This window comes from Paenibacillus montaniterrae (genome assembly GCF_018403185.1).
Taxonomy (GTDB): domain Bacteria; phylum Bacillota; class Bacilli; order Paenibacillales; family Paenibacillaceae; genus Pristimantibacillus; species Pristimantibacillus montaniterrae.
In genome coordinates this window covers 362063-374962 of record NZ_BOSE01000004.1, presented here as the reverse complement: position 1 = coordinate 374962, position 12900 = coordinate 362063, and the positions used below count along the sequence as shown (strand labels likewise).

The window sequence follows — 12900 nt, the reverse complement described above, 5'->3', positions numbered from 1 at the left end:
CCTTGCTTATTGATACAAGCTTCTGCTCAGCTCTACTGCTGGCTGACAGCCTGAACCGATTGATAAATGCAATCAAACAGCTCTTCCAATTGCTCTGCCTCGATACAAGAGAAAGCGACGCGCAGATCGGTTTGACCTAGAGCAATTGTGCCAATTCCGTAATGCTCCAGCAGGTGCTGGCGAACAGCTTCTGCCGAAACATCGCTTAATCTCAAGCACATAAAGTAGCCTGAGTTGAAAGGATAGTACTGCAACGTATCGCCATAGCGACCGCTGTCCAGCAGATCCTTTACAATGTTGGCGCGCTGTTTCATGATATTGAATTTTTCGGCTTTTTGCGCTTCAAACTGCGGCGATTGCAACGCATGCAGCACAAAGGTTTGCGATGGATGAGGTCCGCTTGAAATCGTAGCGCGAATAATACCTAGCGTTTTTTGCTCAAGCGCAGCCAGAGCTGCTTTGGAGCTGGAAGCATAGGTAATAAAGCCAACACGGAATCCCCATACATATTCCTCTTTCGTAGCGCCATCTACTTTGACAGCAAGCACATTGCTGTGCGTATCTGCCAGCTTGCTGAACAGCGATTCCTGCATCGAATCCTCAAAGAACAAGCCGAAATATGCGTCATCGGTAACGGCAACAATTTTGATACCTTGCTCAGCAGCTTCTTTAATGGCTGCAACAATTGCAGCGCCATCCTGCACATCAGGCGTATAGCCGGTAGGATTGTTCGGGAAGTTTAAAATTACAATCGCCTTGCCTTTGCTTTTTTGCGCCAGCAGAGCTTGCTTCAAGCCTTCACTGTTAAAGCGCATTTGCTCATTATATAGTGGATACTCCACAATTTGCGCATTGCGGCGAATCCCGAAGGTCAGCTCATAGTTTTCCCAATTTTTATCGGGAATGATAACTGGATCGCCAGCTTCAGCGAACAGGTCTGCCACGATGCTCAGTCCGTGGGTCAAAGCGTTTGTGACGATTGGAGTACTAATCTCGGCGCTGATCGACTCAAGCGAAGGATTGTCCTTCAGCATTTTGTCGCGCCAAGCGCTGCGCAATTCCGGCTTTCCGGCAGGCGGCGCATATTCATATATATCTTTAGGATTGTAAGCGCTCAGCGTATCCTGTATGACCTTAAGGTGCATCGGTACGCCGTTTTCAGTTGCAATCCCAATAGTAGCATTGTATTTTTTTGCTTTAGCCTTTGCTTCTGCTGATTGGCTAAGAATCCCTTCTTTTGGAAAATAAATCGCTTTTCCAAGATTAGACAACATGTCATAGACAGCGGGACTTTCCTGCTGCAGCGTCTCATTTAATTGTTGAGCTAATGGGTTCATGGACTTCATTCCATCCTTCCGAAATCAATCATAATTAATAGGTTAGTGCAGTCGCCCATAATTATACCATTAATCGCTCTAGCAGACTATTGAAACGAAAAAATTATTTTGCTATCGTAAATTTGCAGTTTTTTTCTGTTGAACCTTTACACAGTTTAATTATAATGAAGTATAGAGAATTGTTTTTTTGCACAATTTGTATACTTGATTAAGATGGATGAAGAGATGTTAGTTTTTGCAACACAACGAGGCATTTTCTTTACTAATTCATATAGGAGGGTTCAGCAATGCTTGATATTTCGCCAGATAAGCTTATTCTTAAGCCTGCCTTTGCGAAAATTGTATGTGAGCCAGGCTGGAGATGGGCAAGGCGTGAAAAGCCGATGCCTAACTTTGATTTGTTTTACGTATGGAGCGGGGAAGGCGATGTCGAGGTTAATGGAGTTCATCATGAGGTAGGTCCAGGGAGCTGCTTCCTATTTCGTCCTGGAGATTATACTAGCGCAACTCATAACCCACAAAAACCACTTGTGTTAACTTATATACACTTCGCTACGGAAGATCCGGTCGAGGTCATTCCGAAGCGCTACCGTTTGCTTAAGGATACAATTGATTTTGAATTTTTATTGTCTCGCTATGTTCGGCTGTTTTTGATTCAAACCTTTGCCGCAGAGGAAGAAGCGAAGCTCGTGCTCAAGCAAATTATGATTCATTTGCTGCGAGCAGATTTCCAGACGCCAGTCGAGAAAAAGGCCAGCAATCAGTTGACAGAATCGATCCATGAGGTGGCCAATTTCATTCGCCAAAATCCTAGCGTGGCACATCGCGTAGAGGATTTGGCAATGCGCGCACAGCTGTCACCGCGTTATTTTTCGATGAAGTTTCGTGAAGTGCTTGGCATGTCGGTGCAAACCTACATGATTCGGACGCGGATTGACCGCGCCCAATACTTGCTGACGCATGCAGGAATGAATGTAACCGAGGTAGCCGATGCCTTGGGCTACCGCGATATCTTTTTCTTCAGTCGTCAGTTTAAGCAATATACAGGTAAAAATCCATCCGAGATCAGGTAAAATGATAAAAAACCTCTACACGCAGCCACTCCATTCCGGGCGGCTGCGGCAGAGGTTTTTCTTACATTTCTGTGCTCTTCAATAAGCCAAGCCGCTGGCCCATGCGAACCTTCATATCCGGCTTAATTCCCGCATCTGCTTCAAAACTGCCGCTTTCAGCGAGCAGTACGACGGTTGAACCGAAGGCAAAGTAGGCGAGCTCCTCACCGCGCTCCAGCTCAGTCTTGTTCTTATCCACATATTGAATGCTGCTCACATTCAACGCTCCTACCTTAACCGCTGCAATCATGCGCTCTCCTGCCTGAATATACGTAATTAACCGCTCATTGCGGCTGAGCACCAATTTCATGTGCGTCAGCCCAAATTGATTGACAGGGTAAACTTTGCCCGGCAAATGGACCTTGTCAACGATTTTACCGGCTACAGGCGCATGAATGCGATGGTAATCAGTCGGGCTTAAATAAAGGACAAAATAATAGCCATGCTCGAAAGTCTTGCTTCTTTGCTCATCGGCAAGCAGCTCCGCAATAGAGTAATTTTGCCCTTTAACATTGACAATTGTACCTTTGTCAATCTGGCCGCAGCTCGTAATAAGCGCGTCGACTGGCGAGACAACGGCTTCAGCCGCTGCATCGATTTGCCGCATATTCGGCTTCAGCCGCCGTGTAAAAAACTCGTTCAGGGTGCGGTACTGCTCAAGCGGCTTTTCCGCTTCATCAATGTCGATTTTGTATGTATTGGCAAACGTTCGGATTAACTTGCGGCTAAGCGGAGATTGAGCAAATGCTCCCGTTATTGCCGATATCCATTTGCGAGACGTAAGCTCGGTCATGGAGCGAAGTAACCATAGTTTCATCTGCTAGGCTCATCCCTTCTCACGATTAGACATATGCATAAGTCTGCCATATTTAATCCAAGTTTTCAATGGAAAAAGCCAGTTCAGACAAGGAAAAGAAGAGGGCAGTACGCTTGCTTGCCATTTCTCTAATTTCCCGCTTTACTGACTTTTACAAGCTTCACATTCATGTTTTGTATAAATACATATATTTGGCGTATTCCAGTGGGCGGCGAATCGCTTCCATATACCGCTCAGGCTCGCCAATTTCTTTAAATACTTCTCGTGCAGGCTTAGGATTCAATTCAATAATCCAAATTTTTCCGTTACGATCAATTGCGATGTCGATCGCGATTTCACACAGCACATATCCGCTATCCTCCAGGAATGAAGCCACTCTAATCGACAGCGCATTAACCTCATCCTGTATTTGGGCCAGATTAACAGTTGGTGCAACAAAGCTTTGGATGAGCTGGGTCATAGCAACCGCGGAGCCGCCGCCGTGCAGATTAGCTGTTATGCTTCGCTCAGCTCCGACTCGTCCGGCGCCGCCGGTTACGCGCCATTGCCCCGATCCATCCTTCTGCACCAGAATGCGATAATCATGGACCCGCCCATTATCAAGCGTTAACGGGATGCCCTGCTGCACTAAATACGATGCTGTCTGATCGCTCCATTTCGCTATAAAAGCGCGCAGCCCGGAAACGGACAGCGTGCGAGGTGTAATGATGCGTCGTTCGAGATCGCGACCTTCTATTTTGACGCTTGTTGAGGATTGCCGTTCAATTCGCAGGATGCCGCGTCCGCCAGTGCCATTGACGGGCTTGACATAAACGACGTGATACTGCTTGAGCATTTGAATTACATCCTGACTCTGAAAATATTTAATCGTATGCGGCAGGTAGCTTCGAATGTAAGGGGAGTCGAGCAGCTTTTGATGCATCGTCCATTTGTTGCCTAAAGGACGGTTCAAAAACTGAATGTCGGGAAATTTTTGCTTGAATTCCCGCAGCTCCTTCATGCGATGTGATTTTTGGATGCGGCATCGATCAAATACGAGCCTCGGCATCGGCATCCATTTGCGGTGCCATCTTTTCCTTTTCGGATCGTACAAATGAGCCTTCACCTGTTTACCGTGTTCGCTGACATCACCAGGAGATGGTGTAAATACGATTACATCAAGATCGAGCTTATCTCCTTCGATGGTCATATGCTCATAAATGTTGCGTTCCTCGAGTAAACCGGCATCATTAAGATATAGGGTTAGAATTCCTAATGGTATTCGAGGCATTTATGGATCTCCTTTCAAAACGAAGGGTTGATTTTCCAGTTGGCCCCTTAAACATTGCAACGGCATGCAGCTCATTTTTAAAACAGAGCGCGAGACTGGCAACGTTGTCGACTGCTACCTGGCAAGAAAAGGAAGGGAGTGAATGGATTAAAGCTTCCATAAGCTTGCTGCCAATTCCACGCCTTCGTGCATCTGGATGAACGACAACGATGCAATGTCCGCTGCCGTCTGCAATGGCGTAGCCTACTCCCAGCAGGGCTCCCTGCTCCGTATAGGTAACAATAGAAGCAGGTGGAAGCTTCTCCACCTGCGCGTTCAATTGTTCATTGGATATTGCCCGCAGGCTGTGAAGTGCTGCCAACGTAATGCGCTTCTCTCCGTATCGGGTAATAAAATTGAGTATTCGAGCTCTATTCTTGTTCCAGGACTGAGAAGTGAGCTGACGAAGCATTTCCGTCTACCTCCCCGCTGTAGTTCGTATTAGCTTCCGACTAAATAATGGCCGTACTGAAAAATGCGCTGCAATGATTTTTGACGAATATGCGGCTCATCGAATTTCATTGGCTTGGAGTTGGCTTCAAAAAACCATACATTGCCGTTCGTATCGACTCCAATATCCATTGACATTTCTCCAAGACGATATTTCGACTGTTTTTCAATTTGCGATGCGATGATGACTGCGGCCTTGGAAGCTTTTTCTACTATAATATGAGAATCCTTGGCACTGAATGCGTAAGAGAGCAATTTTACGGGGTCATCGATTCTTCCGCCGCGCGGCACATGTGTTGTAATGCTGGTGCTGCCGGCAACACGGGCCCCGAGTCCGGTAATTTCCCATTGTCCGCTAATGTTTTTCTGAATCAGTGCACGAAGGTCGAATTTGTGGTTGCGATAAGTAGCCAAGCGAATGCCTTGCTGAACAATATAAGGTGTTTGATCCATCTCTTCCGAAATTCTTGACCAAAGCTTTTTAAAAGTGACGCAATTATACGTGGTGGAAGTCATTCTCTCTTGAATGTTCAGACGATATGGGAGGCTGCTGTCCGGCTTGTAGGAAATCGTCATAATCCCTTTGCCAGCCTTCCCGCTTTCAGGCTTTAAATATAAGAAGGGGTAGCGTTCCAGCATTCTTTCTAAAATGATTGGGCTCGTTAAGCGACGCGTGCTGGGCAAGTATGCTTTAGCTAAAGGGGAGGCCTTCAGCCATTTGAACAGCTCCCATTTATTGAAAAAGTATGGGTTGAAAATCGTAATTCGCGAATCTCTTTGACAAGCCTTCAGTTTTTTGCGTACCTTTTCAGTACGCTCGATTTCTCGGTTCGGTATTCGATTGTAAATTACGTCAGGAAATGGCATCAAACGGCGCTGCCAGCTTTTGCTCGAGCGATTGTAGACATAGCCTTGCTGCTGAGAATGCCTGAGCGAAAGCTTTTCTACTGGCAATACATATACGATAAAGCCCATTTGCGTGCCGACTTTAATGAGATCGATAAAGTTTTGCCGATTGCCTCGTATATGCCCGGCCTCATCGGAAGAAGTCAAAATAGCAAATACTTTAGGCCCACTCGATAGCTGGTGCAGCTCTAGCGCTGTATCCGTCATGATGCGCCACCTCCTTGAAAGCGACTAAGATATAGACAATGGTCGAGCAAGTAATTTAAAGATTTCTTTCCTTCGGTTTTAAGAGCAGGATGCTTGAAAATAGAGCGTCCTGGTTTTGCATTTGCCTCAAACATCCATACTTTGCCGCTTTGGTCGATGCCAATGTCCAAACCAAGCTCGCCGAGACGATGCGAATAATTGCGCTCAATCGCTTCGGACAGCTTAATTGAGATCGCCTTGGCCTGCTCAAGAATCGCTTCAGTTCGATGACCGAAAGTAAGCTGCAGCGCTTGCTCTGGCGTTAGCAATGTTCCACCGTTTTTCATATGCGTCGTTACGCTGCCTCGTCCTGCCTTTTTGGCGCCAATGCCGACAGGCTGCCACCTGTTATTGCCGTCCTTATGCATATGAAAGCGGAAATCGACGGGGCATTTATCAATTTCGATCAATCGTATCCCTTGCTGCGCCACATAGTTTTTAAGTCCAGCGCCGTGCTTGAGCGATAAGGTGCGGTACAGCTTTTCAAAGCTTGGAAATCTGAGCAGCGTATTGCTTCCGTTGCTGCGATAGCGAACAAAGTAGCCTTTGCCGGTTCGGTAGGTGATGCGGTATATGCCATGGCCTAGGCTGCCCGTCCCTGGTTTAAAGTAGATGAACGAGTACTTGTGGAGCAGCTCTTTCATCTTTTCGGGGCTTGGATTCGTTACGGATTCAGGCAAATGCGCAAGCGCTTCAAGATCATTGCCGAGCAGCTCGTATACATCCGCCTTGTTAAGAAAGCTCCAGTTGAAAATCGGAATGCCTTCCTTAAGCAGCCGTTCCCTCAGCCTCGTCATTTCTTCGCCAATTTCTGCACGGCGGTTGGGCAGACGATTATAGATCACATCAGGGAAGTTGATAATGCGGCGGTACCATCCGCCATGCGCATTTAGAAAATAACCATTAATCGTTTTGTTATGCCAATCGATATCATTTGGCGTAAAGCCGAACGTGTACGCTTTGTTGTGTCCGGCTTTAATCACTTGTTTTACGATGGATGAGCGGGAGCTGAAGGGGGAGGCTTCACCAGCGCTGTAGCTGTCTGTAAGCACGCCAATAAGCGGTCCCAGTTGAATGTCATTGCCGCCATGATGAAGCAGATGAATGACGCCGCTTGATGGCACCTTTATATTTTTTCTAATGCCTGTTGATAAATAGAGATGCTTGCCCTGCCGCTTTAAAGGTTTTAGCAACGCTTTTATTTGTTCATGCCCGAGACGTATATTTAGTGATTTGGCGGTATTAAGCTTAAGCTCTTGGATGAGTTGTCTGGAAGCATAAACAACCTGGTCTGGCTGCTGCGAGAAGTGGATGTTACATGTTATAAGACTCATCGATGTACCTCCTGATAATTTGGGAGCGAAGCTGAATGATTCAGTTCGCTCGATTACTGTAGTTCTATATTACTTTTTGCTTCGTATTTAGACGCTGCTGCAAATATTGCGCATATTGCAATGGGCGTTCATGTGCTAGAGTCGGAAGGTTTGCAGCGAGATTGGTGAACACCTGTCGTCCAGGCTTGCTGTTGCATTCCAGCAGCCAGATGCTGCCTTTGGATGTTACGCCAAAATCAAGCGCCAGCTCGCCAAAGCGTCCAAAATGTCCTTCAATCTCCGCAACAGTTTGCCCACTTATCATATGGATGTTTTGCAGCAAACGTTCTGCTTTATAGCTGCCCATTTTTGGGGTTAATAGCTGAAGCGGGTCGCATGCAGTACCGCCACCATGGATGTTGGAGGTTAATCCATTTGGCTGGCCAACTCTTGCCATGCTTCCTGTCAGCTGCCATTGCCCGCTGCCATCCTTTTGCATCAGTACGCGAATGTCGAATGGCCGATTGTCCTCGGTTCTAAGCTGCAAATAAGGCTGGATTAAATAATTCAGCTCTTTTTTAAAGCGATAGAGCCATTTCAAAGCATTAAGCTCGCTTAAAAAGCTAGCTTCAAAGCTTTCATTGTGCAGGCTTCGTCCTCTAATCTCGTATTGATTCTGGGCGTGATTGTATGCAACATGGAGGACGCCTTTGCCATGCATGCCGGCGGCAGGCTTTATTACAATGCCGTCGGGATACAGCTGCAGCCAGCGAGATATCGTTGCTACTGTATTTAACGGTTCTGTATGCGGCAAAAAGGGTATCAGCTCTTCGACAGCATGCAGTGCTTCATAAACATATAGCTTGCTGGGCAGGCTGCTGTTAAAGCTTTGAAAATGCTTTTTACGCTTGATGGCAGCCAGCATATCCTCACAGGCCTGGCGCTGCCTTGGATTCGTGAAGAAGCATCGATCGTAGACGATATCTGGCAACGGGACGGGTTCTTTCCGCCATTTGCCCTGCCGCAAACGGTAGCCGTATAGTCCCTGTTCTGTCCATTCTGCACTCGAGAATATAAACAGGTCGATGTTGTATTGAATCGCCAGACCAGCCAACTCCTTGCAGAAGATTGGCTCTGGCAAGATGATGTTGACATCATCGCCCTGCAGCTGATATTCAATTTTCGCGACGACGATGCCCAGCTTTAGATTGCCCATGGGAGCGTCTCCCTTCCTGGAAGCCTGTTAAATGCTTGGTGTAAGCAAGCAGTACACGTACAGATGGCCGTATTTTTCTCGATAGCGTAGTTTTATCTACCTTTGAAGGCTTGGAATTCACTTCAATCAACCAAATTTTCCCTTGAATATCAACAGCAAGATCCACACCCAGCTCGGCAAAATGCTCATCCAGCTGCTCATCGATTGCTAGAGCAATTTCCAGTGCAGTCGTGCGCAGCGACTCATATATGCTTTCGTAGCTGATGTGCTGCAATAAATTCGTCTTGGGTAAAGTAGCCAGCACAGACTCGATCGTACCGCCTCTGGCCAGATTGGCTACAAATTGATCGTCGCCCGCAGTGCGCGCGACAATGGAAGTAATGCTCCATTCGCCTTGGCCGTTTTTTTGTACGAGCGCACGAAAATCAACGGGCTTGCGACCAACCTGGATGACAGAGATTCCTTGCTGCAGCTGATATTTTTGCTTTGCTAATCTGGGCTTAATGGCGTTATACAGTCGTTTTAGACTGGAAAACTTGCTGACGCCCTGCACGTTCGATTTTGCTCGCTCAAGTCCATAGCTGTTTTCCGGCAGCGTCGTCAGACGATAGATTCCGCGACCCATGCTGCCTTGCACAGGCTTCAGGTACAGAACCGGATGCTGGCTGATCATTTGCTGCAGCTGCTCATAATTGGACAACAGCTGGGACTGGGGCAAATAGCTGGAAATGGCACTGTTGCCTGATAATATTTCAAACACTTCATGTTTGTCTAAAAAACGTTCATTAAAAATAAAAATGTTGTGAAGTCGTGCGGTTTCACGAATAAGCTTTCGAACATGAGCCTGATTTTCCGCTTTTCTTGAAGGCAGCCGATTGTAGATGACCTCAGGGAGTGGAAGGATGAGCTTCCTCCAATCTCCATCACGCACCCAGCCGGATATTAAGCTGGCATGCGCACCGATTGCCTCAGGTGTAAAGAAGTAAACGAATGCGCCATGCATCGCACATGCCTCGGCCAATTCTGTACAGAAGGAGCTAATTGAACCAAATGGCTGATCAGGGTCCTCTGGCGTTTCCTTGTTGATCATAACAGCCATCAGCGGACCTAGCTTTAATAAAGCCTGCTCGCTGTCATAATGCAGAGCAAGCTTTAATTCACCCTTGATCAAAGGGATGGCCAGCTGCTGGGCGAGACGAGAGTGCATGGTAAGCCCACGCTTTTTTAGACTGGGTAGCACTTTAACCGTTTGCTTATATATGCCAAACTGAAGGCTGATATGCTGCGCTTTCGGGATACCCTGCTTCTTCATCAGCTCTTCCCCCAACATAATGCTGTCAGGAGAAAGCGATTGTACGACATGAATGGGCGCAATGTTTTCGGATTTCAGCATACATGAGCTCCTTTCGGATTAGCTCCGTGTTCAAGAGCCTTGAATGCTGTATCATATGTATACGCCGCGCGGTTGGTGAAACATCTCGTAGACATATCAAGCAGTCCAAAAGCATAGTCTATAGGGAGAGATGAACACTTGTACGAAAGTAGGGATGAGACATGAAGCGCAAAATTTTGCCGTTTATTAATTTGGGACTAGCAGTGGTAATGCTCTTTTTTGCCTTGCCAAAGCTTGGTGCTTCTCCAGAGCCGCTTGCCAATGCCTTCTGGATCGCCTGGACCGGTTTTGCCGCGCTTGCGATAGCTGCCAATGGCAACATTATTTTAATGAGCGAGGAAAAACGTGAGCGTTTGCTAGCGATTAAGCGTCAGCGCGCCCTGCGCTTCGAGCGCAGGCTGGCCTCTATCGGTAGCAAGGCAGAAGCGAAAAGGAAAAAGGATCGTGTCAATGAATCTGCATAAGGCTCAAAGTTGAAGCCGTTATATTAGGTATATGCAGCCAAACGCCTAAGTGAATCACTTAGGCGTTTTTTGGCATGTACGTTTCGCTGTAGATTTTGTTCAAGATCGCTTAAAATAAAAGGATAGTGTTAGTTCTTTCAGAAAGGGAGATAAATATGGAACGTCACGAACAGGGCTCTCCGCTAGAAACGATAACGAAGCATGAAATGATCGTTAATTATATTCAAGAGTTGCCGATCGGTACACGCATATCGGTCCGCGCGATAGCCAAGGAGCTGCAGGTCAGTGAAGGAACGGCCTATAAGGCGTTCAAGGAAGCTGAAGCGGCAGGGCTTGTCTCAACGAAGGAAAGAATAGGGACGGTACGGATTGATCGCAAGCGGAGGGAGGCAATCGACCAGCTAACGTTTCGCGAGGTAGCCGAAATTGTTGACGGAAGATTGCATGGCGGAATTGCCGGCATTGAGAAAACGCTGCAAAAATTTGTAATCGGTGCGATGGAGCTAGAGGCGATGCTGCGCTATATCGGCGAGTCCTCGCTGCTAATTGTCGGGAACCGCAAAAATGTGCATCGCAAGGCATTGGAGCAAGGAGCAGGTATTTTGCTGACAGGAGGCTTTGAGCCGGATGCAGAGGTCATTGGGCTGGCCAATGAATTGCAGCTGCCTGTGCTTTCGACTCGTCATGATACGTTTACAGTAGCATCAATGATTAACCGCGCGATGTACGACCGCCTTATTCGCCGAAAAATCATTTTGCTTGAGGATATTGTCACGTTTACGAAGCCTGCCGATGTGATGCATGTCGGGCAAACAGTAGAGGAATATTATGCGCTGTTCCGCGAAACAGGCTCAGCCCGCTTTCCTGTATTGGATGATCGCGGCAGAGTAGTCGGGATGATGACGGCGAAGGACGCCGCTGGAGCAGATGATCATATCGGAGTCGACAAGGTGATGAGCAAGCATCCGATTACCGCCGCGCCGAATATAACAGTAACCTCAGCCGTGCATACGATGGCGCTGGAAGGAATTGATTTGCTGCCGATTGTCGATCGCCACCGCAAGCTGCTTGCAGTTGTAACGAGACAAGAGGTGCTGGATGCGATGCGCTTTGCTGGCAAGCAGCCGGAAAGCGGGGAAACATTTGAGGAGCTGCTATGGACGGGCTTTGTCTTGCATTCTGAGCTGGGCCAGGAGGATGCGAGCATGGCATACAGCGGTAAAATTACGCCGCAAATGTCGGGCGCGCTTGGCATGGCCTCAGAAGGGCTGCTGAGCACGCTTATGACGCAGGCGGCGCGCAATATGATAAGAGAAACATGCAAGCGGGATTTTTTGCTGGATAATGTGAACACGTATTTCCTGCACCCGATCCCGATTGAAAGTGATGTCACGATTGTTGCCAAGCCGCTCGAAATAAGCCGCATGGTAACCAAAATTGAAATTTCAATTATGGATAATAAAGCATTGGCCGCCAAAGCGATTTTGACGGCCCAGATGATTGATCCTTATTAAGCTCAAAGTTTGCTCACTTAAGGCGCTTGTGAATGCTGCTCCTTATTGCGATAGTAGCTTACGTTACGCAGGCCTGCGAACAGGTTGAACAGACCGAGCAGCAGGAACACGGCGCCAAGCACTATGCGCAGCGTTGATTCATTCGAATAAAGAAGCTGGATGATCGACATAAGGATCAGCATAGCGCCCATGCTGACGTTGAGCTTCCCGCCCAATAGTCCCTTGCGAACCGGATCCTTTGCTTGCCGCGAACGCACGCTGTAAAATATCGAGAACAGCAGGCTAATAAAGATAAGCACTGATGTAATTCCGATGACTACTTCCATAGCTAAAGCTTCCTTTCTGTATCCGTTTGCTGCATCATATTGTAGCATAATTTTCGCTTGATTTATAAATCTATAAAAATTTCTAAAAATATTTTTTAAAAAGCGCAGAGGAAAGTGGGGTGAGATTCGTCTATTAATATAGAATAGGCATAAGTAGGAAGGAAGAACGGTTATGACTGAAAACAAGCTCATTTTAGCAATACAAACACCTTTAATAAATGGACGGGCAGAACGAAGCGCCGATAAAAAGCGTCAGCAAAAAATGGAACGAATGAAGCATTATGAGCTTATTGGATATCGAATTGCATATTATTTGCTGCAAAATGAACAGCTGGCACAGCAAGCGGTTAAATTAACGCTGCGTGAATTATATGAAAATGATCATTTTTTTGCAGCCGCCGCTGCTGAGCAAGAGCAACTGCTGCAGAAATGCTGCAAGCGACACGCGATTCGGCTGCACACAACCTTTCTCCAACGCTCAAAGCTTGCGGAATGAT

General features: G+C 47.1%; 13 protein-coding genes. 4 read left to right on the top strand and 9 right to left on the bottom strand.

Annotated elements, in window-relative coordinates; genetic code table 11:
- Positions 1-32: 32 nt before the first annotated feature.
- Positions 33-1337: an aminotransferase class I/II-fold pyridoxal phosphate-dependent enzyme gene (locus KJS52_RS13245; protein ID WP_213515851.1), complete on the bottom strand. Its 1305-nt coding sequence runs from the start codon at positions 1335-1337 to the stop codon at positions 33-35.
- A gap of 287 nt (positions 1338-1624) precedes the next feature.
- On the opposite strand from KJS52_RS13245, the gene KJS52_RS13240 reads away from it, so the two are divergent.
- Positions 1625-2410 carry a helix-turn-helix domain-containing protein gene (locus KJS52_RS13240; protein WP_213515849.1) on the top strand — a complete coding sequence of 262 codons (786 nt, stop codon included), beginning with the start codon at positions 1625-1627 and terminating at the stop codon, positions 2408-2410.
- A gap of 61 nt (positions 2411-2471) precedes the next feature.
- Here KJS52_RS13240 and asd read toward each other — a convergent pair whose 3' ends face one another.
- The 7 genes from asd to KJS52_RS13205 all read right to left on the bottom strand — a co-directional run bounded on the left by asd (position 2472) and on the right by KJS52_RS13205 (position 10099).
- Positions 2472-3266 carry an archaetidylserine decarboxylase gene (gene asd, locus KJS52_RS13235; RefSeq protein ID WP_213515841.1) on the bottom strand — a complete coding sequence of 265 codons (795 nt, stop codon included), beginning with the start codon at positions 3264-3266 and terminating at the stop codon, positions 2472-2474.
- Positions 3267-3432: 166 nt separating this feature from the next.
- Positions 3433-4536 (bottom strand): YheC/YheD family endospore coat-associated protein, encoded by a 1104-nt coding sequence (locus KJS52_RS13230; RefSeq protein ID WP_213515839.1) that lies wholly within the window; start codon positions 4534-4536, stop codon positions 3433-3435.
- Positions 4496-4987: a GNAT family N-acetyltransferase gene (locus KJS52_RS13225; RefSeq protein WP_213515837.1), complete on the bottom strand. Its 492-nt coding sequence runs from the start codon at positions 4985-4987 to the stop codon at positions 4496-4498. The genes KJS52_RS13230 and KJS52_RS13225 overlap by 41 nt, the downstream gene beginning before the upstream one ends.
- Before the next feature lie 29 nt (positions 4988-5016).
- Entirely contained in the window at positions 5017-6138 is a 1122-nt protein-coding gene (locus KJS52_RS13220; protein ID WP_213515835.1) for a YheC/YheD family endospore coat-associated protein, read from the bottom strand.
- Entirely contained in the window at positions 6135-7511 is a 1377-nt protein-coding gene (locus tag KJS52_RS13215) for a YheC/YheD family endospore coat-associated protein (protein ID WP_213515833.1), read from the bottom strand. Before KJS52_RS13215 ends, KJS52_RS13220 begins: the two co-directional genes overlap by 4 nt.
- A gap of 64 nt (positions 7512-7575) precedes the next feature.
- Positions 7576-8706, bottom strand: coding sequence for a YheC/YheD family endospore coat-associated protein (locus KJS52_RS13210; RefSeq protein WP_213515831.1), 1131 nt, complete (start codon positions 8704-8706; stop codon positions 7576-7578).
- Positions 8666-10099, bottom strand: coding sequence for a YheC/YheD family endospore coat-associated protein (locus tag KJS52_RS13205; RefSeq protein WP_213515829.1), 1434 nt, complete (start codon positions 10097-10099; stop codon positions 8666-8668). Before KJS52_RS13205 ends, KJS52_RS13210 begins: the two co-directional genes overlap by 41 nt.
- Positions 10100-10260: 161 nt before the next feature.
- On the opposite strand from KJS52_RS13205, the gene KJS52_RS13200 reads away from it, so the two are divergent.
- Together KJS52_RS13200 and KJS52_RS13195 are read left to right on the top strand one after the other, a co-directional pair.
- Complete coding sequence (locus KJS52_RS13200) at positions 10261-10563, top strand: hypothetical protein (RefSeq protein WP_213515827.1); 303 nt, start codon at positions 10261-10263, stop codon at positions 10561-10563.
- A 155-nt stretch (positions 10564-10718) separates the two neighbouring features.
- Positions 10719-12077: a DRTGG domain-containing protein gene (locus tag KJS52_RS13195; RefSeq protein ID WP_213515825.1), complete on the top strand. Its 1359-nt coding sequence runs from the start codon at positions 10719-10721 to the stop codon at positions 12075-12077.
- Between the two features lie 17 nt (positions 12078-12094).
- On the opposite strand, the gene KJS52_RS13190 is transcribed toward KJS52_RS13195, so the two are convergent.
- Positions 12095-12403: a YtpI family protein gene (locus KJS52_RS13190; protein WP_213515811.1), complete on the bottom strand. Its 309-nt coding sequence runs from the start codon at positions 12401-12403 to the stop codon at positions 12095-12097.
- Between the two features lie 172 nt (positions 12404-12575).
- On the opposite strand from KJS52_RS13190, the gene KJS52_RS13185 reads away from it, so the two are divergent.
- Positions 12576-12899: a hypothetical protein gene (locus KJS52_RS13185; RefSeq protein WP_213515809.1), complete on the top strand. Its 324-nt coding sequence runs from the start codon at positions 12576-12578 to the stop codon at positions 12897-12899.
- The last annotated feature ends 1 nt before the right edge of the window (position 12900 follow it).

What these genes read in the sequence shown, in the direction of transcription:
- KJS52_RS13215 (WP_213515833.1), bottom strand. Translation starts at nt 7,511, where the DNA reads ATGAGTCTTATAACATGTAACATCCACTTCTCGCAGCAGCCAGACCAG.
- KJS52_RS13195 (WP_213515825.1), top strand. Translation starts at nt 10,719, where the DNA reads ATGGAACGTCACGAACAGGGCTCTCCGCTAGAAACGATAACGAAGCAT.
- KJS52_RS13245 (WP_213515851.1), bottom strand. Translation starts at nt 1,337, where the DNA reads ATGAACCCATTAGCTCAACAATTAAATGAGACGCTGCAGCAGGAAAGT.
- KJS52_RS13230 (WP_213515839.1), bottom strand. Translation starts at nt 4,536, where the DNA reads ATGCCTCGAATACCATTAGGAATTCTAACCCTATATCTTAATGATGCC.
- KJS52_RS13240 (WP_213515849.1), top strand. Translation starts at nt 1,625, where the DNA reads ATGCTTGATATTTCGCCAGATAAGCTTATTCTTAAGCCTGCCTTTGCG.
- KJS52_RS13210 (WP_213515831.1), bottom strand. Translation starts at nt 8,706, where the DNA reads ATGGGCAATCTAAAGCTGGGCATCGTCGTCGCGAAAATTGAATATCAG.
- KJS52_RS13205 (WP_213515829.1), bottom strand. Translation starts at nt 10,099, where the DNA reads ATGCTGAAATCCGAAAACATTGCGCCCATTCATGTCGTACAATCGCTT.
- KJS52_RS13185 (WP_213515809.1), top strand. Translation starts at nt 12,576, where the DNA reads ATGACTGAAAACAAGCTCATTTTAGCAATACAAACACCTTTAATAAAT.
- asd (WP_213515841.1), bottom strand. Translation starts at nt 3,266, where the DNA reads ATGAAACTATGGTTACTTCGCTCCATGACCGAGCTTACGTCTCGCAAA.
- KJS52_RS13200 (WP_213515827.1), top strand. Translation starts at nt 10,261, where the DNA reads ATGAAGCGCAAAATTTTGCCGTTTATTAATTTGGGACTAGCAGTGGTA.
- KJS52_RS13190 (WP_213515811.1), bottom strand. Translation starts at nt 12,403, where the DNA reads ATGGAAGTAGTCATCGGAATTACATCAGTGCTTATCTTTATTAGCCTG.
- KJS52_RS13225 (WP_213515837.1), bottom strand. Translation starts at nt 4,987, where the DNA reads ATGCTTCGTCAGCTCACTTCTCAGTCCTGGAACAAGAATAGAGCTCGA.
- KJS52_RS13220 (WP_213515835.1), bottom strand. Translation starts at nt 6,138, where the DNA reads ATGACGGATACAGCGCTAGAGCTGCACCAGCTATCGAGTGGGCCTAAA.